The 18557-nt window shown below is 40.3% G+C and carries 19 protein-coding genes, 1 tRNA gene and 1 other RNA gene; 16 read left to right on the forward strand and 5 right to left on the reverse strand.

Annotation, left to right across the window (positions count from 1 at the left end; genetic code table 11):
• Positions 1–106 precede the first annotated feature (106 nt).
• Positions 107–203: signal recognition particle sRNA small type (ffs, locus tag M1E96_RS03630), an RNA gene on the forward strand.
• 487 nt (positions 204–690) lie between these two features.
• Here the strand turns inward: ffs and M1E96_RS03635 are convergent.
• The 4 genes from M1E96_RS03635 to gloB form a co-directional block, all read right to left on the reverse strand.
• Positions 691–894 (reverse strand): HHA domain-containing protein, encoded by a 204-nt coding sequence (locus M1E96_RS03635; protein ID WP_004927064.1) that lies wholly within the window; start codon positions 892–894, stop codon positions 691–693.
• A 77-nt stretch (positions 895–971) separates the two neighbouring features.
• A complete protein-coding gene (gene tomB / locus M1E96_RS03640) occupies positions 972–1340 on the reverse strand; it encodes an Hha toxicity modulator TomB (protein ID WP_070926742.1) in 369 nt (122 codons plus the stop codon).
• Between the two features lie 565 nt (positions 1341–1905).
• Positions 1906–3249 carry a murein transglycosylase D gene (gene mltD, locus M1E96_RS03645; protein WP_070926740.1) on the reverse strand — a complete coding sequence of 448 codons (1344 nt, stop codon included), beginning with the start codon at positions 3247–3249 and terminating at the stop codon, positions 1906–1908.
• An 81-nt stretch (positions 3250–3330) separates the two neighbouring features.
• Positions 3331–4086, reverse strand: coding sequence for a hydroxyacylglutathione hydrolase (gloB, locus tag M1E96_RS03650; protein WP_272580379.1), 756 nt, complete (start codon positions 4084–4086; stop codon positions 3331–3333).
• Positions 4087–4119: 33 nt separating this feature from the next.
• Here gloB and M1E96_RS03655 point away from each other — a divergent pair, with 33 nt between their 5' ends.
• Positions 4120–4845: a methyltransferase domain-containing protein gene (locus M1E96_RS03655; protein WP_272580378.1), complete on the forward strand. Its 726-nt coding sequence runs from the start codon at positions 4120–4122 to the stop codon at positions 4843–4845.
• A 10-nt stretch (positions 4846–4855) separates the two neighbouring features.
• Here the strand turns inward: M1E96_RS03655 and rnhA are convergent, their stop codons facing one another.
• Positions 4856–5326: a ribonuclease HI gene (gene rnhA, locus M1E96_RS03660; protein WP_070926733.1), complete on the reverse strand. Its 471-nt coding sequence runs from the start codon at positions 5324–5326 to the stop codon at positions 4856–4858.
• Between the two features lie 54 nt (positions 5327–5380).
• Between rnhA and dnaQ the strand changes: the two genes are divergently transcribed.
• From dnaQ to M1E96_RS03730, 14 genes are all read left to right on the forward strand, one after another.
• Positions 5381–6142 carry a DNA polymerase III subunit epsilon gene (gene dnaQ / locus M1E96_RS03665; protein ID WP_319067083.1) on the forward strand — a complete coding sequence of 254 codons (762 nt, stop codon included), beginning with the start codon at positions 5381–5383 and terminating at the stop codon, positions 6140–6142.
• Between the two features lie 113 nt (positions 6143–6255).
• Positions 6256–6332 (forward strand) — tRNA-Asp (locus M1E96_RS03670).
• A 480-nt stretch (positions 6333–6812) separates the two neighbouring features.
• On the forward strand, positions 6813–7559 hold the full coding sequence (locus M1E96_RS03675) for an ankyrin repeat domain-containing protein (RefSeq protein WP_070926731.1): 747 nt from the start codon (positions 6813–6815) through the stop codon (positions 7557–7559).
• Between the two features lie 1433 nt (positions 7560–8992).
• Positions 8993–9388: a helix-turn-helix domain-containing protein gene (locus M1E96_RS03680; protein WP_140181933.1), complete on the forward strand. Its 396-nt coding sequence runs from the start codon at positions 8993–8995 to the stop codon at positions 9386–9388.
• Between the two features lie 161 nt (positions 9389–9549).
• Positions 9550–10077 (forward strand): fimbrial protein, encoded by a 528-nt coding sequence (locus M1E96_RS03685; RefSeq protein ID WP_070927049.1) that lies wholly within the window; start codon positions 9550–9552, stop codon positions 10075–10077.
• Positions 10078–10115: 38 nt separating this feature from the next.
• Positions 10116–10655, forward strand: coding sequence for a fimbrial protein (locus tag M1E96_RS03690; RefSeq protein WP_081335911.1), 540 nt, complete (start codon positions 10116–10118; stop codon positions 10653–10655).
• 63 nt (positions 10656–10718) lie between these two features.
• Entirely contained in the window at positions 10719–13250 is a 2532-nt protein-coding gene (locus tag M1E96_RS03695; RefSeq protein WP_272580377.1) for an outer membrane usher protein, read from the forward strand.
• A gap of 77 nt (positions 13251–13327) precedes the next feature.
• Positions 13328–14092, forward strand: a complete 765-nt coding sequence (locus tag M1E96_RS03700; protein WP_272580376.1) for a fimbria/pilus periplasmic chaperone — start codon at positions 13328–13330, stop codon at positions 14090–14092.
• Positions 14093–14291: 199 nt separating this feature from the next.
• The gene (locus tag M1E96_RS03705; RefSeq protein ID WP_272580375.1) at positions 14292–14765 is read left to right on the forward strand and encodes a fimbrial protein; all 474 of its coding nucleotides are present in this window, start codon (positions 14292–14294) and stop codon (positions 14763–14765) included.
• A 9-nt stretch (positions 14766–14774) separates the two neighbouring features.
• Positions 14775–15278 carry a fimbrial protein gene (locus tag M1E96_RS03710; RefSeq protein WP_272580374.1) on the forward strand — a complete coding sequence of 168 codons (504 nt, stop codon included), beginning with the start codon at positions 14775–14777 and terminating at the stop codon, positions 15276–15278.
• Positions 15278–15805 carry a fimbrial protein gene (locus tag M1E96_RS03715; RefSeq protein WP_369427374.1) on the forward strand — a complete coding sequence of 176 codons (528 nt, stop codon included), beginning with the start codon at positions 15278–15280 and terminating at the stop codon, positions 15803–15805. The genes M1E96_RS03710 and M1E96_RS03715 overlap by 1 nt, the downstream gene beginning before the upstream one ends.
• Entirely contained in the window at positions 15771–16361 is a 591-nt protein-coding gene (locus M1E96_RS03720) for a fimbrial protein (protein ID WP_272580372.1), read from the forward strand. The genes M1E96_RS03715 and M1E96_RS03720 overlap by 35 nt, the downstream gene beginning before the upstream one ends.
• 164 nt (positions 16362–16525) lie before the next feature.
• Positions 16526–17638, forward strand: a complete 1113-nt coding sequence (locus tag M1E96_RS03725) for a hypothetical protein (RefSeq protein ID WP_272580371.1) — start codon at positions 16526–16528, stop codon at positions 17636–17638.
• Positions 17639–17907: 269 nt separating this feature from the next.
• On the forward strand, positions 17908–18486 hold the full coding sequence (locus M1E96_RS03730; protein ID WP_319066920.1) for a fimbrial protein: 579 nt from the start codon (positions 17908–17910) through the stop codon (positions 18484–18486).
• Positions 18487–18557 lie beyond the last annotated feature (71 nt).

An 18557-nucleotide genomic window follows, 5' to 3' on the forward strand; every position in this document is an offset into this window, starting at 1 on the left:
CCTATTATTGCACAATAAAACAGCATTCAGTGGTGGTTTCCTTGCTATTTCAGTTATCATCAAGCATAATGCCACCTGCTTTTTAGGAAGCAATCTATGGGGGCTCTGTTGGTTCTCCCGCAACGCTAACTTGTTAACTTGGTCAGGTCCGGAAGGAAGCAGCCATAGCAGGGGATGTGTGTGCCGGGATGTCGCTGGCAGGGCCCCCACCCAATTCTAGCTATATCGCTTATTGCTTAATAATGACTCTCTATTTTAGCCTATCGTTATTATTAATCGTTTTATTGCCACAGTGATATTATCCGAAAAATGAGTTATACTCGTTATCAGACTGATTGTGACGTTATATTGACTTTTTTTAGTCGTTTTGAAAGTTTATTTCTCTTACCACTTTAGTTCTAATTTCATATTATTTAAAGAATAAAATGAATGTTATTAATTTTAATATAAACATTTATAAGTTAGAACGGCCTTTATTTATAACATTTTTATTTATAGATGCGAACGAATAAGTTAGATATTAGTGCTAATGTTACTTTATTACTTATCGCTATTATCCAAATGTATAAATTACAAGCGGGGTGGTTGCATTATTTTGTAATGCAATAATAGGGGGATACGAAATATATTGAGCCGATAAAATGAATTATCGGCTATAACCAGTCATTATCTGTGTATATTAATGAGTAGTTACCTAACAAATTTCCAAACCGATGCAGGGATCTTGTCATAAAGTTTATTCATCGTGAGTTCTGCAAGGCGATGGTCAGCAGCCGAGTAAAATAGCTCCAACTCGTCTTCAGATAGTTCATATTTATTTTTCTCGATCACGCGTTCAAGCGTGTCGATAGTCGTGCATTTTCTTAAACGCATCAGATAATCAGTTTTGGTCATAATACCCTTTCTTTTATTGATAATTAAAAAAGCTTTATAACATGCCATGTTATAGTTATTTGGACATAAACGGTATCTTAAGTCTTACTTGCAGGGCACTTTAAATCATCATCAAGTACAGCAACTAGATTTTGATTCATACTCTGCCAATCAATAATCTCACTTAGAGTTATTACAGGGCTACCGAACAAATCATAAGTTTCATCAAGATACTCTTCAACTAATGATATAACGAGATTCTCTTTGGGATATTTTATCTTATATTGCCATACAAAAGCGGCAATATGTTCAATAAGCTCATTAAGGCTGGCACTTTGTGGTGAGCTTAAATCATTTACCCAGTGTGTATTTGTTTTCTGTAAACTAGAAATTGCTTCTCGATTCAGGCTGTTACACAAATATTTTAACTCAGATATATCATAATTTTTGGGTGAATATTCATCCATAATCACCTCCGCAGGCGAGACTAACCTTTGCTATGTGTATTTCTATATCAAAATAATTTAGTGCAAACTAAATAAAACACCTTGAATTACTAACATAAGCATTTATTAATCAATATCTTAGGTTATATAGATTCTGTGTGAAACAGGTGCAATTTTTAGAATTATCAATAATTATATCTGTAATATTCAAATACGGGCTAGCAGCGCTAACTGTTTTCGCTGTGCTAATAATATAGCACTTTTATTACATAAGTCACCACCTGACCAGCAAATTTTTTCAAAATTAATAGTTGATAAGGGTTTTATAGTGCTATTTATATCAATTAAACACAATTTTAAGGAGATTTTATATCGAATCAGAGCTACTTTGCGTTTATTTACAAAAAATAACGATGGTTTTAACTTAAAAAGCGGTGTGTTAAATAATTTGAATGCGATTTTTTAACATAATAGTGAAGGAATTAACGACAATTGAATATGATTTCAATATTGATAAGCATAATTAATTTTTGTTATTCAATATGTAATACCTACCGATTAATCGATAGGTATTACATGTGGGTAATTATAAGTAGAGGTTTAATGTAACGCCAGGTTTTAGATCTGCCATTTTGACACCTGAATTCCAACTCATTAGATCATTTAGCTTGATACCATGTCTTTTAGCAATACTGTAATAAGAGTCGCCTTTCTTAACCCGGTAAGTTTTAGATTTCCGGCTATTAGCGACTGGAGCAACCCCTTTAATTTTTAACATTTGCCCTGGACGAATATTAGCCGTTTTCATGCCATTAAGTTGTTTTATACTCTTACTGGTGGTATTAAATTTTTTGGCGATACTTGCTACGGACTCACCTTTAGCGACTTTGTAATTAAAGTGGCTAGATTTCTGTTGTTGCGCAGGCCTTCTTTTCTGATTTTCAGCGGCAGCCATACGAATATTATCTAAAACTGATTGGTCTGAGAGCGATAGTTTAAGTTGTTCCGCTTTAGCGGTTGGCAACATAATATAATGGGGACCATTTGGTGAAGTAATACCTCGTTTATAACCTGAGTTATAGGTTTTGAGGGACTCTTCTGAAATTCCTGTCAGTTCAGCGGCTTGGGTTAATGTAATTTGTTGACCAACATCAACTTGTGTTAATGCCCTATTGCGGTTGCTATGAGGTAACTTAACTTGATATTTTTCTGGAGATCTTAAAATTTGGCTTAATGCTAATATTTTAGGGACATATTGTTTGGTTTCTTTTGGTAAAGATAATGACCAAAAGTCGGTGGGTAGCCCTGCGGCTTCATTCTTCTTGATTGCATTTAACACACAGCCCTCGCCACAATTATAGGCAGCCAAGGTTAATTCCCAATCATGACCAAACATGATGTTTAAATTTTCGAGCAAATCAAAAGCAGCCTTAGTCGATGTGACAAGATCACGGCGTTCATCTACCCATTGATCTTGTTTTAAACCATAAGATCGTGCGGTGATAGGAACGATTTGCCAAAGACCAGCAGCTTGAGCAGGGGAAGTTGCTTTTGGATTGAATGAACTTTCAATGATTGGAATTAAAGCTAATTCCATCGGTAAATTACGATTATCAATTTCATCCACGATCCAATACATGTAAGGTTCAGCCCTTAATGTGACATCGTAGAGAAAACTCTGTTTTGTGTAGTAATTGTTGGCTTGTTCCCTGATGATAGCATTATCAGGTATATCCATCTTCAGCTCATCACTGATATACCCCCAAAGGTCATTATCCATCTTTGGAAGTTGTCTACTTGCTGCCTGATTATGTGGAGCAATGGTTTCTATAGTGTGGTTTGCTGAAGACCTGTTCTGCTTGGTTTTTTGTGGGGAAGCTTGGCATCCGGCCAGCAGAACAATGGCGATAATCGTCGCTATTGTCTTCATTGTGTCATTATTCTTCATTGTTGTATGTGTGAAAGTCGAACAATAATACTTAGCAGACACAAAGAAGACAATAATTAAACGCTAATAATAATCTTTTAATTGACGTAAAACGGTAAAAATTGCTCTAAGTGGTGGATTAGCTTGATTAATATTCATGTTTTTTTGTAGTTCAACATTATCACATTGTAAAAAAACATTTATTTTTCGCTCAGTTCCAAGTGTGGTGGGTACTGTTGCTTGATTTTTACTGCGTTTAAGGTCAATTTCTTGTTGATATTTGCTAATTTGCAGATTATCAGGCCAAATATGATGAGCAAATTTAAGATTAGATTGTGTGTACTCATGAGCGCAACAGATAAGAGTATCATCGGGGAGAGCCGCTATTTTTTGAATTGACTGAAACATTTGCTCTGGTGTTCCTTCAAAAATACGACCGCAACCACCTGAAAATAAAGTATCGCCACAGAAGAGATAAGGCGCTTGATAAAAACCAATGTGTCCAAGGGTATGTCCCGGTAGCCCAATCACATGAAAATCAAATTCACCGATTTTTATTTGGTCACCTTGGCTAACTAATTCAGTGGCACCTTTAGCTTCTGTTTCTTCTGGCCCAAAAACAGGCAATTGACTAAATGATTGCAGAATGCCTTTTACACCGCCAGTATGATCATGATGGTGGTGAGTGAGCAAGATAGCGATTGGAGTGAGTTTATTTTGTGCCAATATTTCGAGAACAGGTTCTGACTCTGCTGGGTCAACAATGATACACTGTTGATGATTATCCGATAGGATCCAAATGTAGTTATCATTTAAAGCAGGAACTCGTATTAACTCCATAATGACCTCTAGGGTTTGATTAAGGGGAATTTGATGAAGCCAGCGCGTATTGAAAAAAAATTCCAGATGCCAGTATCTTGGTCTGATATTCCTTTCGGGCGACAATATCGCCAAGCACTACAATACCAGCTTCGTCCTTGGTGGCCAAAAATGTTTGGTTTTCATTTGCTTAAATTAGGACATTTAAGTACCGAGATCGACACTGAAGAATGTATGATAGCCCATCAATTTAGCGTGGGGAATGATGATCCGCGATTTCATGTCTTAGCAGAGCCTTTGGCATTACCATTTGCTAATAAATCTATCGATGCTTGTTTGATCTCTCATATGTTGGCATATAGCCATGACCCACACTGGGTGTTGCGTGAGGTTGATAGGGTGTTGGTTGATGACGGTTGGTTAATTATTTCAGGTTTTAATCCATTTAGTTTACTAGGTATAGGGAAAGCGCTCCCTTTTCTTCGTAAGCAACAGCCTTATTGTAGTCGTTTCTTCCCAACATTACGGGTATTTGACTGGCTTAGTGTACTAAACTACGAAGTGCTCTATCACCGTAATTGCCAAGTATTCCCTTGGCATGATCCTGAAAATTGGTTGAATAAGCACATCGGTGGGGTTGGCGCATTAAATGTTATTGTTGCCAGAAAACGAACTTACCCATTAACACCGACTCTACTTAAATTTAAACAACCAAAAGTTAAGATTGGGACAGCTATTGGGGCCGCAAAGCGCATATCTAGTCGTTCAAAGAATCGATAAGAGATATTGGCTAGTCTTGAGCTGGTTGATAGCCTGTATCTTCTTGTGTTGGTGATTCAGCAGCTTGCCTTGCAAGCTCGTCACATTTTTCATTTTCAGGGTGCCCTGCATGCCCTTTGACCCAGCGCCAATCAATGGTGTGTCGAGTAATCGCTTCATCAAGACGTTTCCATAGATCTACATTAACCACTGGCGATTTATCTGCTTTACGCCATTGGCGACGTTTCCAGTTATGGATCCATTGCGTAATTCCTTGGCGAACGTATTGGCTATCGGTGGTTAAAATAATATCACATGGGCGTTTTAGCGATTCGAGCGCAACAATTGCTGCGAGCAGCTCCATTCGATTATTGGTTGTCATAAAAAAACCTTCACTGAGTGTTTTTTCATGTTGTTGGTAACGAAGGAGAACACCGTAACCACCGGGACCTGGATTACCCAAACAAGAACCATCAGTGAAAATTTCTACCTGCTTTGTCATTTCTGTTACACTCTACCTTATTCATTAATCCTTAGTTTGACACAAAAATTCATGATGAGCACGGCGATAACAAGACAAATTGTCCTTGATACTGAAACGACAGGTATGAACAAGCTAGGCGTTCATTACGAAGGCCATTGTATTATTGAAATTGGTGCCGTTGAGGTGATTAACCGTAGATTAACGGGGCGTAATTTCCATGTTTATATTAAACCTGACCGTTTAGTTGATCCTGAAGCATTTGAAGTTCATGGTATTAGTGATGAATTTTTGCAGGATAAACCTGTATTTGCCGATATTGCGGATGAGTTTCTCGAATTTATTCGTGGCGCAGAGCTTATTATCCACAATGCGCCGTTTGATATTGGTTTTATGGATTATGAATTCCGCAAATTGAATAAAGGGATACCACCAACGACTGAGTTTTGTCAAATTACAGATAGCTTAGTCATGGCGCGCCAGCTATTCCCCGGAAAACGGAATAACTTGGATGCTTTATGTGATCGTTACTTGATTGATAACACTAAGCGAACTCTTCATGGCGCGTTATTGGATGCGGAGATACTTTCCGATGTCTATTTAGCGATGACAGGTGGGCAGACATCACTTGCTTTCTCAATGGATGCAGATACTTCAACTGAAAACTATGTGGAAGAAGTCCAGCGCATTGAGCGTCCTATGACAGGTCTTAAAGTATTGTATGCCTCAGATGAAGAACTTATCGAGCATGAAAAAAGGCTAGATATTGTTGATAAAAAAGGTGGAAAGCCTTGTCTGTGGCGTCAAACACCTGATGAAGAAGAGACGTTTCATTAATATAAAGGTTTTTTAAGGCTAAAAACTGTTCAACTGCACGATTTTTCAAGAAAAAGTATTGACTGTCTTTGGAAGTGTTCGTAATATGCTCCCCGTTCCCTGAAGGAACATTCGGAGCGGTAGTTCAGTTGGTTAGAATACCTGCCTGTCACGCAGGGGGTCGCGGGTTCGAGTCCCGTCCGTTCCGCCAAATTATAACGCCATGCTATTAATTAGCATGGCGTTTTTGTTTTTTAGGCTATATCAGCGTATGATTATTGATTGGCTTTGCTATGACTAGATGGTGTCAGAGGTTCTTCTTAGTTTGTTGATCACATGTGAGTGGTTATATCACCGCCCTTCCATAAAAACATGTATGTTTTGAGTATCACATATAATGTTTAATTCAATTTATTAAATAAGTGTGAGCTCGTTTATCTTTATCATTTTTGCTAGATAACCCATCTTTGATTTAATTTTTCTGCAAACATTGATATATCGCACATAAATCATGTTTCTAATCTTCTTAGTGATCACTTGTATATCTGAGCAATATTTAGTTTTGGTTATACATAAAAGTGCCAATCAGTTTATGCATGAAACTTCACACTTTCTGACTATCTCCTTGTAGGGATGTTGGGTAAACTCGCTGGATAATTTAGGTTAAGTGGTTAGAAACTATTAGGAGCACATGATGCGTATTAAAATGCTTGGATTGGCATTCTTATGGGTATTTTTTTCATCGGCTAGCAACGCAAAAGTATTGAATCAAAATAATCCAGATGGTTATCAACAATTTCGATTGGACTATGCGGAAATGGTCGATATTGCGAATAAAAATAAGTTACCTCATCGTATTTTTTATGAGGCACCTTCAGAAGGGCCTGATGCAAAATGGTTTGATGCCGTTAAACAAGGGGATTTAGAGACGGTTAAAATGTATGTTGAAAAAGGGCAAAATATTGAGGCTAAAGACAATGCAAGCTTAGGGCAAACAGCATTGGGCTGGGCGGCTTTTATCGGTTATGAGGACATGGTGGATTACCTGATAGCGCAAAAAGCTAACCTTTGGGCAACGGATAACGGAGATGTCTATAATGCCCTTAAATCAGCTACGTTAGGTAAGAATGTAAATGTAGTGAAAAAGCTCCAACAAGCATTAGAAGGGAAATTTGATATTCAGGACTCATCATATGAAGATGATGGTGAGACATTAGTTATGATTGCAGCAAGTAATAACCGCATTGATATTGTTAAATATTTTATTAGCCAACAGGTTGATTTGAATGCTGTGACGACGGCAAAAGATAATCGTGTGGGGTCCTTTAATCAAAGTGCATTGAGTTATGCATGTGAGCGAGGCCATATTGACATGCAAAAATTACTCATTGCGAATGGCGCAATTAACCACCGTACAGGGAATACGCAATGTCAATAACCCAGTGAAGATGAATATGTGCAAGATTGCCTCGTGAGAGGGAGTTTTGCGCTCAGTTAATGTATTAAGCTAGCTCATGCAGTGATCATGAACGTAAGATAAAAACGTGAAAAAGATGCTGAAAACAACGCCAGCAAAAACACTAAAGCCAGTGAGGTCGATCCTGAAAGGGGTTTTATAGATTAGGAGAATAAACCGATACTAAAACAGGGGAGAGGCTATTAACTTAGATCCCGAGTCTTTGACTCGGGATTTTTTATTTTCAGTAAATTAAAATCATTTTCTTTATCAAATGGCATAACTAAAGCTAAATTATTATCTTAGTTACCCCTTATGTTATTTCTATTCCTTAGTAGCTTTATCTATTCCTTTAGAGAAATAGCACAGGAAATATGTATGAATACTGTTTCTTTAATGTTTCTTAACATTATGAATATTGTTAATTTCTGGCGTTTTTTTGTGTTTATTTCGACTAATATTGATACTTTTGCTGCACTAGCTCATTAGCTAAGTATTAATGTATCTGTTTTTAATTAGTTTTTTTATTCATGCAATATACTTCGTGTTTTATTAATAAAATATACCTAGTGATTTATCATCAATAAATAAAGTTAAAATATGTACTAGTATGTGGGAGGGGCGTAGTATTTTTAATGTGTCAATAATTGACGAATCGAAAAATGATTATGTTATTTTGATATTATTTAAAATCATATATATGAAAGTGCTCTCTAATTTGAGTTAAATATTGCATGGATTGATAAAACTACTTTTTTATTTAATATGAATAATAACTGGTTTTTCATATATTCTCTCTATAATGAGAAATTAATATTGATATTAGTGCAATGTTTCATCAGTTTTGTATATTGTATTTTTTCCTGTCCTTGCTTGTATTTGTTATATCGTGTTGAAAAATAAGGGATTACTTAATCCTATCATTAACGTAAGAAATACTGAATATATTAATTTATTTATTTTTTTATGAATTATTGTGACTTTTAATTAAATTTGGTTTTTTTATCTTTATTTCCTTCCTTATGTGAATAGTATTAGTGGAAATCACTGTTTTCTATAGATACTCTTAAAGTGACTCACTCTGAATGCAGCAAGGTGGCTAGTTTTAAAGATATTTGATTTACTCTGTATAGGCGTAATTGCGTGTCCAAGTTACTACTAAATAGGGAGGCCAAAGTTTGATTTTGTTTCTGTCCTCAAGTAAATTAATATGCATTAGCCGAGTGAGAAAAATAAAAAAATTATTCATACCCTTTATACCTAAAAGTTACGGAAATATTTGAAAATAGAGTTTTCATTCAATGGTTTGAATGAGATGGGATTCTATTTTTTGTTGGTTTTTATTTTATAAATTCCTATTCAATATATTAATGTTACTAAGTAGAAACTATTAATTTAATGTATGGAGAATAATAGTGAGAGTAAATGCAGTGCAAATATCGGAAAATAAATTTAACAATTCAAGGACTGTTTTTACCGAAGCTATCGGAAAGGAAATACATAAGCTACGTAAAGAGCGCTCAATGACAGGAAAAGAGCTTGCTCGTTTAGTCAATGTTTCGCAGCAACAAATATCCCGCTATGAGTGCGGAGTTTGTAATTTAACTATAGATACTTTAATTATTATCTTAAATGCACTTGATGTTCCACTTACGGATTTTTTTAATCAGGTCTTTATGAGAGTATTCGAAACAGAAAAAAAAGTCTGCGTACAATACCATAATGTATTTTCTTCAATTGACCAATCAGAAGAATTGAAAAAACAGCTGGAAACATTTGGTCGATATAATAAAAGTAATTTGTGGGGATGATAGTTATTTAGCAACTATTCAACAAAACCAAATTTTTATTCTTAATCTAAATTATTTCTAAGTTATTTATATCTAAATAATTAGGCTTTGACACACCTGAATGTTTTTAAATGCATTCTTTTTTAACTTTAAACAATATTATTTCTATTGCAGAGGCAAATATGAAAAAGATTATTTTAGCAACTTTGATTTCTGGTGCAATGAGTGCATCGGCTATGGCTGCTCCAGTCAGCGCAGGTCAAGGTACGGTGACTTTCTATGGCTCTATCATCGAAGCTGCTTGTGGTATTGCACCGGAGTCAACTGACCAAACGGTTAACCTAGGTCAAGTAGCATCTGCACAGTTAGAGGATGGTGGTACTTCTCGTCCAGTGCCATTCACTATCGAGCTGGTTGACTGCGATACAACTACTCTAAAAGACAATACGGCAACCGTTACCTTTACGGGCGGTGTGAACCCTAACTTGGCGGATTCACTGGCTATTCAAGGTCAAGCATCTGGCGCAGGTGTTCAAATTGCCGGTTTAGGTGGCGTACCTGTGAAATTAGATGGCTCTGCGGGAACCGACCTAAAGATTCAAAATGGTGACAACTCGCTGCTGTTCTCTGCTTATTTGAAAGGTGATGGCAAAACTATCGTTCCAGGTGAATTCACTGCACTGGCTAACTTCACCATGAGCTACGAGTAATTAGAACACTAGCGTGTCATTCAAAGGAGGGTAAAACCATGGGGCGTCAAGCAGTATTCGGATGGAGTGCGTTACTCCTCGCGACGAGTTTTACCTCACCTTTGGCGCACGCAGCTGGGCAAGGTGCAGGTACGGTGACCATGAACGGTGAAATCACCGATGCAGCCTGCACAATTGCCATGGAATCCCGTGATCAGATCATTGATATGGGGGTGTTGCCGATTGGCACGATCCGCCAAGAAGGCCAAGGTCCCAAACAAGATTTTGAAATTCAGTTGGTGAACTGCAATTTAGTCAAACACAGTGACCCAACGCAAACGTGGCGCGCACTGCGCATGACTTTTGATGCGCCGGCAGATAATGGGTTATTTCAAGTGTTTGGTGAGGCGCGGGGTGTGGGGTTATTGATGCAAGACGCACAGTTGCGTCAAGTGATACCGGGTGAAGCGTCCCCAGAGCACGATATTGTGCCACCGAGTATGCGGCTGGCTTATCAATTACGCTTGGTCTCGGATTCTCGGCCATTGAGAGCTGGGCCTTATCAAAGTTTGATCCGCTTTAAAGTCGATTATTACTAAACCGCTGGCAGCGATTTTATTGGCACTTCTTTTTATTGTGATTGTTCACGAGGGATATTTTTTATGTCTTTACCAAAGGCCACTCCTTTTCGCCTTGCACTGCTGTCGCTGTCCATTGCGTTTGCCTTGGGTGGTCACGGCGAAGCCTTTGCATCGGTGTCGACAGAGGCTATCCAATTCAATACTGATGTATTGGATGTGGAAGACAAAAAAAATATCAACCTTGACCACTTTTCCCGTGCGGGCTACGTGATGCCGGGAACCTACAGCTTGGCGTTAAAAGTCAATGATGATGCCTTGCCGGAAGTCAAAATTCCTTTTTATGTGCCTGACAACGACCCTCAAGGCAGCGTGCCGTGTTTGTCACCCGAGATTACTGCGCAATTGGGACTGACCGCCGACAGCTTGAAAAAGCTGACATGGTGGCATGATGACCAATGTTTAAACTTAGAAAGCTTGCCGGGGATGCAGGTGCGTGGGGATCTCTCGACGTCCTCCTTATACGTGAGTATTCCACAAGCTTATATGGAATACACAGCGCCTAACTGGGATCCACCATCACGTTGGGATGAGGGGATTGCGGCGATTTTGTTGGATTACAATATTAACGGTAATACCTACCGACCACACAATAAAGGCCATAATACCTACACGTTAAACGGCAACGGGGTGGCTGGTGTGAACCTAGGCGCATGGCGTTTTCGTGCCGATTGGCAGGGGCGTCTCAATCACGCCACGGGCTCGACCCAAGCGGTCAATCGTGATCTGCAATGGAACCGTTTTTACGCCTACCGCGCATTGCCGGCGCTCGGGGCCAAACTGATTTTGGGTGAAGATTACCTGAACTCAAATATGTTTGATTCGTTCCGTTTTATTGGCGCCAGTTTGCGCTCGGATTTGAATATGTTACCGCCTAATTTACGCGGCTATGCACCGGAAGTGACGGGGATCGCGCAGTCGAATGCGACAGTCACGATCAGCCAACAAGGGCGGGTGATTTATACCGAACAAGTGGCGCCGGGCCCGTTTCGTATTCAAAACTTGAGCGATGCGATCAGCGGGACGTTAGATGTCAAGATTGAAGAGCAAGATGGCACGGTGCAAGAGTATCAACTTGATACCGCCAACCTGCCTTACTTAACTCGCCCAGGGCAAATCCAATATAAGTTGGCGATGGGGCAGCCAAATAATGTGAACCGCGATAAAGAAGGTGACAATTTTATTACGGGTGAGTTGTCGTGGGGGGTGAATAACGGGTGGTCACTGTTCAGCGGTTTGATTGGCAGCAAAAACTACCAAGCGATTTCTGCGGGTATCGGTCGTGACTTACTGGCGTTCGGGGCATTGTCATTCGATGTCACCCAATCGTTCGCTCGTTTGGCGGGTGAAAATACCATTAATGGCGGCTCTTATCGTGTCAGCTACGCAAAACGTTTTGATGCCATTGACAGCCAAATTCAATTTGCGGGTTATCGCTTCTCCGAGCGTGACTTTATGAGTATGTCGGATTTCTTGCAGGCCGCGAAAACCGGTATTCGTTATGGGGGCAGCAAAGAGCTGTACACCATTTCACTGAGCAAAAACTTCCGTGATATCGGTATGTCCGTGTATTTGAATTACAACCATCAGACCTATTGGGATAGGCCAGAAAACAACTATTACAGCCTGACGTTATCCAAATATTTTGATGTGGGAGCGATTAAGAATGTCAGCGTCAACCTGTCGGCAAACCGCAGTATGTATAACGGGGTGACGGATGACAGCGTGTATTTATCCACCTCGTTCCCGCTGAGTAATGGCGCCAATATGGGGTACTCGTTAAACAGCAGCCGTTACGATACGGTCAATCGGGTGACCTACCATGACCGTATTAATGAGCGCACCAATTACCAATTGGGGGTTGGCTCAAACCGTAAAGGGGCGAGTGGGACAGCGTATCTGACTCACCAAGGCGATACGGCGCGTGTCTCGGCGAATGCAAGTTACGCCAATAATCAATATACCGCGTTTGGGTTATCGGCAACCGGTGGGATAACCCTGACGGCAGAAGGCGGTGGAGTACACCGCATGAGTGTCCCTGGTGGAACTCGCCTACTGGTGGACACTGATGGCATTGCCAATGTACCCGTCAAAGGATTTGGGGCACCGGTGACGACAAACGTATTTGGTAAAGCGGTGGTGGGTGACATGAGCAGTTACTACCGCAGTAAAGCACAAATTGACTTAAATGCGCTGCCGGATGATGTCGATGCCCAGCAATCGGTGGTGCAAGTGACGTTAACCGAAGGCGCCGTGGGCTACCGTGAGTTCGCGGTGGTGGCAGGACAAAAAGCGATGACGGTATTGCGTTTACCGGATGGCAGTTATCCGCCGTTTGGGGCACAAATCCTCAATGCGAAGGGGCAAAGCACCGGCATCGTGGGGGACAGCGGCAGTGCATATATCAGCGGTATTGAGCCAAATTCTCTGATGACCATTCAGTGGGGCGACGATGACGGGTGCCAAGTGGCTTTTCCGGAAAGTATCGATATCAACAATCCCTCACTGTTGTTGCAGTGTACCCCACTGACCGCAAAGCAGTTAGCGCAGCGATAATACACGAGCATGGTTTCAATCGAATTTGTGGCGACGCAATGGTGTCTCCGAGATGACATTAAAAAGGTTATAACAGCATGAAACTGAATAAAAAATACGCTTTGATAGCGGGTGTGATGGGCGTGATGTGTTTAAGCAGCATGGCACACGCGGCGATTGGTCTTGACCGTACCCGAGTGATTTTCAACGGTGACCAAAAATCGATGTCACTGAATATTTCAAATAACAACAAACAGTTGCCGTATTTGGCACAGGCGTGGATTGACGATGCAGAAGGCAACAAAATTACGTCACCCTTGGTGGTCTTACCTCCGGTGCAGCGGGTGGAGCCGGGTAAATCTAGCCAAGTGAAAATCGAAGCCCTGCCAGCGATTAGCACCTTGCCACAAGATCGCGAGAGCTTGTTTTACTTTAACTTGCGTGAAATACCACCAAAAAGTGATAAGCCAAATACCTTGCAAATTGCTTTGCAAACACGGGTAAAAATGTTCTATCGCCCGAAAGCGATTGTACCGGCAAAAATGGGCACACCATGGCAAGAGCAGCTGATCCTGCAAAAACAAGGCGCTACGGTAATGGTCAAAAACCCTACGCCGTATTACGTGACGGTAATTAATGCCGCAGAAAGCCTTAAGGCCTTGGACAGCAAAGAGAAAAAAGAATTTAAACCCATTATGCTGCCCCCGTTTGGTGAAAGTGCGTTAGGGGTGAGTGCCAATGCATTAGGGCAGCGTCCGGTCGTGACTTACATCAATGACTACGGTGGACGCCCAAATTTGACCTTCCAGTGCCAAGGTAGTCAATGCCATGTGGTACCGAACGATAAGCCAGCAACGCCGTAGCCGATTACATTTGCTTTGTCTGCATCATGACGATAAGGAATAACCGATGACACACAAATTACTCCATCATGCTGTCACCTCTGTGTTGTTTGGCAGCGTACTTGTCTGTTCATGGGGCAGTCAGGCCGAGGATAACAATACGCGTTTGTATCGTCCCGTGGATAACTGGCAGGTCGATGGTGCCAACGGTGCGCTGTATGTGTCGGGTTCACTGACCGAAAGTCCGTGCCGTTTAGCGATGACCTCGGCGTATCAAGCGGTTGAATTAGGTAATACTGAAACGGCGGAGTTAAAAGCGGTTGGCGACAGAGGACGGCCCACGCAATTTCATTTAGAGCTGCAAGATTGCCTTGAAGTCATGAGTACTGTTGAAAATGTGCGTACGGGACAAGTCGCGTGGAGTAGCACCCAACCTGTAATCAAAATTCGTTTTATTGCCCCAACGGTACCTTTTATGTCGAACTACATCAAGGTCAATGGTGTGCAGGGATTGGGGTTGGTGTTGAATAATACAGCAGGGCAGACATTGCCGATCAATCTTGATAGCAATCCCGTTTTGTTGCCGTCGGGGCAATCTACACTGACTTACACGGTAACGCCAGTGCGTACAGCACAATTGATGCAGCCGGGCGCGTATTCTGCGCTGATTTCTTTTGAAATGTTGTATGAGTAAGGGGGCGCAATGACAAGGCTTGGTTGTAGCGCATTACTGATACTGGGTACGTTATGGTTGCCTATAAGTAGTTTTGCTGGATCAGAACAATTGGATTTTACCGTAAAAGTGCGGATCGAACTGAAAACATGTGATGTAAATGATAATGAAATCATTGAAGTAGATTTTGGGGACATGATCATTAAAAACATTGATGGTGTGGCGTATGAGCGGCCGATACCGTACAGCTTACATTGTGATGATGCCGTCAATGGAACGTCGTTGAATTTATTTTTTGAAGATAACACAGGGGCAGATTTTACGGCGGGCGGCTATCGATTGCTAAGAACTGACAGAACTGGTTTAGGTCTACTGGTGAAGCAAAATGGTCACCCTTTTTCATTTAATGATGAGATCCCGTTTTCCTATGGCAATGAGCCTACATTAACGGTTGTTCCGGTGAAAAATGCGAATGTCGGGTTGGATGATGGTGAGTTTGACGCTTCCGCATTACTGACGGTGGAGTATAACTAATGAAACTTCAGCGATTCAAACAGTCAGCGGCTTGGTGTGCGATAGCAATATTGCTGCTTAGCTTCAATGCACCGTTTACGAATGCATCAACACGCGTCAATTTTACCGGTAATCTCATTGGCAATCCTCCCTGTGATATCACGGGGGATAATGATCCCATTATGGTGGATTTTGATGAAGTGGGGATTACCAAAATTGATGGCATTAATTACATGCAGAATTTCTCATTGAGAGTCACTTGTGGCGATGATCTCGGTAACGATGTACGACTTTATCTGGGTTATACAGGGATGGAGGCCAAATCATTCGATAATAATGCTGTGCTGACTAATCGTAATGGCCTTGCAATCCGTTTGTATTATCAAGGACAAGTCGTTGCGCCGGATGATGCCAATATCCCGATTGTGATGTCGAGTGGTGGCTCTGCTGTCATTCCATTGTCAGCGGTTCCTGTCAGAGATCCGGCGGTGGATTTACTGGAAGGTGATTTTCGTGCCACAGGCACAGTCGAAATACGCTATCCGTAAGGTGGATGAGATGATGATGAAAAAAGTCTTTAGCTGGAGTAGCACCTTATTATTGTCGAGTTTGCTGTTTTCGTCATGGTCAGCAAGGGCGGATTCCACAGTCGACATTCACTACAAAGGTACATTGATTGCGTTGCCGTGTACCATCGAGCCGGGAACTGAAAATCCCTATTATGATTTGGGTGTGACGCCGACGAAATCACTATATCGCTTTACTCGCACATCGGGCTTTCTAATTACATTTGAATTAAAAGATTGTGATACCTCATTAGGTAGTATTGTAAAAGCCTCGTTTTCCGGTCCCGTGAACAGTGAGGGCTTACTGATGTTTACCCCAAATAGTGAAGCTAAAGGGGCAGGAATTGGTTTGGAATATTTAGACGGTCGTCCGATCCCGATTGATGGTTCGACTGACTATGCAGTGCCACTGAGAGATGGCGATATGACTATTCGTTTAAAGGCTTATGTACAAGGTGAGCGTGAAGCACTGGCAAATAAAAAATTAGTCTCTGGTAATTTTACCGCAGTGATGACCTATACGTTGAGTTATGAGTGATTAACTAAATAAATCTTTTTTAGTTTTTAGAGCGAAAAAATCGCCATAATAAATTTTGCAACATGATGAAAAAATAAAAATTAATTTCTAGTTTGTACTAATAAACACAGTTATTGCTTAGTCATTAACATTATAAGTGGATATGTTTAATTTTAGGAATTGGTATGCGAAATATAAGCTATAGGCGTAAAGTAATCATATTTTGTTTTACGTTGCGTTTTTATATTTTTACTTTTTTGGTTATTCCATCGGTTTCTTTTGGGTTTTGGGATAATGAGGGTTCGCGCTCTCTCGGGACTGCTGCATCTTGCAATCAAGGCCTTATGTGTTTTGAGTTAGATACGGGCTCTACAGAGCTTATTGAAGGTGATTCATTAGCAGTATTTGCTGATGGGCAGAAATATTTTGCTCAATGGGTTGGCCTATATGGTTCATTTAGTGGAAAACTAGTAATTAGTCTCTATGACACATGGTTGCCGGACCCTAATTATATTTGTTATTCGGGGTGTCGTGTTGGTTTATCGATAGGGAAAACTCAGGAAGCTCAAGGTGGTTTATCCTTCAATGGAACTATGCCACAAAATAATGGTTGTCGGGAACCGGGCGTTGACTGTAAACCAAGTTATGCTTGGTATGCAAATTCTACATACATCTCTTATGTTGGTCAGGTGGGTAATTTTTCCGAGTTTTCGGTATCTGGCTCAATTTATGAACCTACATGGATCCTTGTTGTTGATGGCCCTACTCAAATGTACACCTTACCTGGCGGAATAACTGTACAGGGATATTCAACAGGTGTACCTGTTCCATATGTATGGGGAGTTCGATTCCATAAGTGTTATGGAGATACCACATTAGGTTGTAGTGATGGTCATGCTTCATGGGGCGGAGCAAGTGGAGGAGAGGAGATTAATATCATATTTCCACCTGTTGAGGAGGAAGATACTGTTTGTGAATTTTGGTTTGACGACGATACATTAAATTTAGGAACTGTAGATCAAAAATCAGCTGTAAATGCGAGCGCTTCTGCACACCTTAGCGGTATTTGCAATGCAGATACATCGGTAAATTTAAGAGCATCACCCTCAGAAATAAAAATGGGTGGGTTAACTATACGTATGATGTTTGATGACTATGACTCAAATACCAAATTGAACTGGGATTTAAGTGAAAATAGAACTGGAAGTACGCCATTATGGGCGGTGGTGACGGATGTCGGTACTCTGATCCCTAATTCATATTCAAGGTCTGGTGTTGTTTATATTGATTACAATTAAAAAATAAATAAATTTAGGGTAGCTAGGGGATAAGTGAATTAATCAATAAAGGCATAAATAATTTTGTGATTAGCACAAGTGAGTGACACCAACAACGTTTCAACTTGAAGCATAATGAGTGTATATAAATATTTATATCGTTCACTTTAGGAAATATAGCCATTAGTTTAATAATTAATGACTAGGTAAGTAATGTTTTTTTAATAAATAGAATTCGAAAGAATTCTGTTGAATACCACACGTTTATATCATTATAAAAGAGGTTCAATATGAAAATTAAATTAGCATCTATCGCTGCATTAATGTTAGCGGCTGGCGTTGCAAGTTCTGCAATGGCGGCAACAACAACAACAGTGACATTTAAAGCACAATTACAAAAAGGAACTTGTGATATTGCAACAAGCTCTGGCTCTATTGTTGATTTTGGGGTTTTCACCACTGAAAGTGTAACGCAAGGTCCAACAACTGCTATTGCGAATAAAGATTTTAACTTAGTACTGACTAACTGTGCTGGCGCAGAAACCACCTCTGGTGCTTTAAGCCTGTATGCAGATGGTCAAGCAAGTATCTTTAATCCAAATCTTTTTGCTAATACAGATGCAAAAACATTAGCTGTGGGTATTAAAACTAACTCTGCTTCAGGCACTGCTACTGAAATTAAACCGAATCAATTAATCAGCGTAAGTCAAAAACTGGTTATGAGTGAGGATGATCAAGGTGCTGTGACGGATGTAGATGGTAATGCCGTGAATGTATTACCAATGCAGGCAGACCTGTTTGCACTGAACGGTGCTAATGATACCGATATCCTGAATGTACCGGTTATCTTTAGCGTAGCGTATAACTAATTAAAGTAAGGTGATTACAGTTTTGTAATCACCTTAATAAAAAACGATGAAAAATACACTGTCATTAAAAA

Source organism: Providencia sp. PROV236, assembly GCF_033676985.1.
GTDB classification, from domain to species: Bacteria; Pseudomonadota; Gammaproteobacteria; order Enterobacterales; family Enterobacteriaceae; genus Providencia; species Providencia manganoxydans.

Coding starts and splice junctions, on each gene's coding strand:
- M1E96_RS03635 (WP_004927064.1), bottom strand. CDS start 894: ATGACCAAAACTGATTATCTGATGCGTTTAAGAAAATGCACGACTATC.
- tomB (WP_070926742.1), bottom strand. CDS start 1,340: ATGGATGAATATTCACCCAAAAATTATGATATATCTGAGTTAAAATAT.
- mltD (WP_070926740.1), bottom strand. CDS start 3,249: ATGAAGACAATAGCGACGATTATCGCCATTGTTCTGCTGGCCGGATGC.
- gloB (WP_272580379.1), bottom strand. CDS start 4,086: ATGGAGTTAATACGAGTTCCTGCTTTAAATGATAACTACATTTGGATC.
- M1E96_RS03655 (WP_272580378.1), top strand. CDS start 4,120: ATGAAGCCAGCGCGTATTGAAAAAAAATTCCAGATGCCAGTATCTTGG.
- rnhA (WP_070926733.1), bottom strand. CDS start 5,326: ATGACAAAGCAGGTAGAAATTTTCACTGATGGTTCTTGTTTGGGTAAT.
- dnaQ (WP_319067083.1), top strand. CDS start 5,381: ATGAGCACGGCGATAACAAGACAAATTGTCCTTGATACTGAAACGACA.
- M1E96_RS03675 (WP_070926731.1), top strand. CDS start 6,813: ATGATGCGTATTAAAATGCTTGGATTGGCATTCTTATGGGTATTTTTT.
- M1E96_RS03685 (WP_070927049.1), top strand. CDS start 9,550: ATGAAAAAGATTATTTTAGCAACTTTGATTTCTGGTGCAATGAGTGCA.
- M1E96_RS03690 (WP_081335911.1), top strand. CDS start 10,116: ATGGGGCGTCAAGCAGTATTCGGATGGAGTGCGTTACTCCTCGCGACG.
- M1E96_RS03695 (WP_272580377.1), top strand. CDS start 10,719: ATGTCTTTACCAAAGGCCACTCCTTTTCGCCTTGCACTGCTGTCGCTG.
- M1E96_RS03700 (WP_272580376.1), top strand. CDS start 13,328: ATGAAACTGAATAAAAAATACGCTTTGATAGCGGGTGTGATGGGCGTG.
- M1E96_RS03710 (WP_272580374.1), top strand. CDS start 14,775: ATGACAAGGCTTGGTTGTAGCGCATTACTGATACTGGGTACGTTATGG.
- M1E96_RS03715 (WP_369427374.1), top strand. CDS start 15,278: ATGAAACTTCAGCGATTCAAACAGTCAGCGGCTTGGTGTGCGATAGCA.
- M1E96_RS03725 (WP_272580371.1), top strand. CDS start 16,526: ATGCGAAATATAAGCTATAGGCGTAAAGTAATCATATTTTGTTTTACG.
- M1E96_RS03730 (WP_319066920.1), top strand. CDS start 17,908: ATGAAAATTAAATTAGCATCTATCGCTGCATTAATGTTAGCGGCTGGC.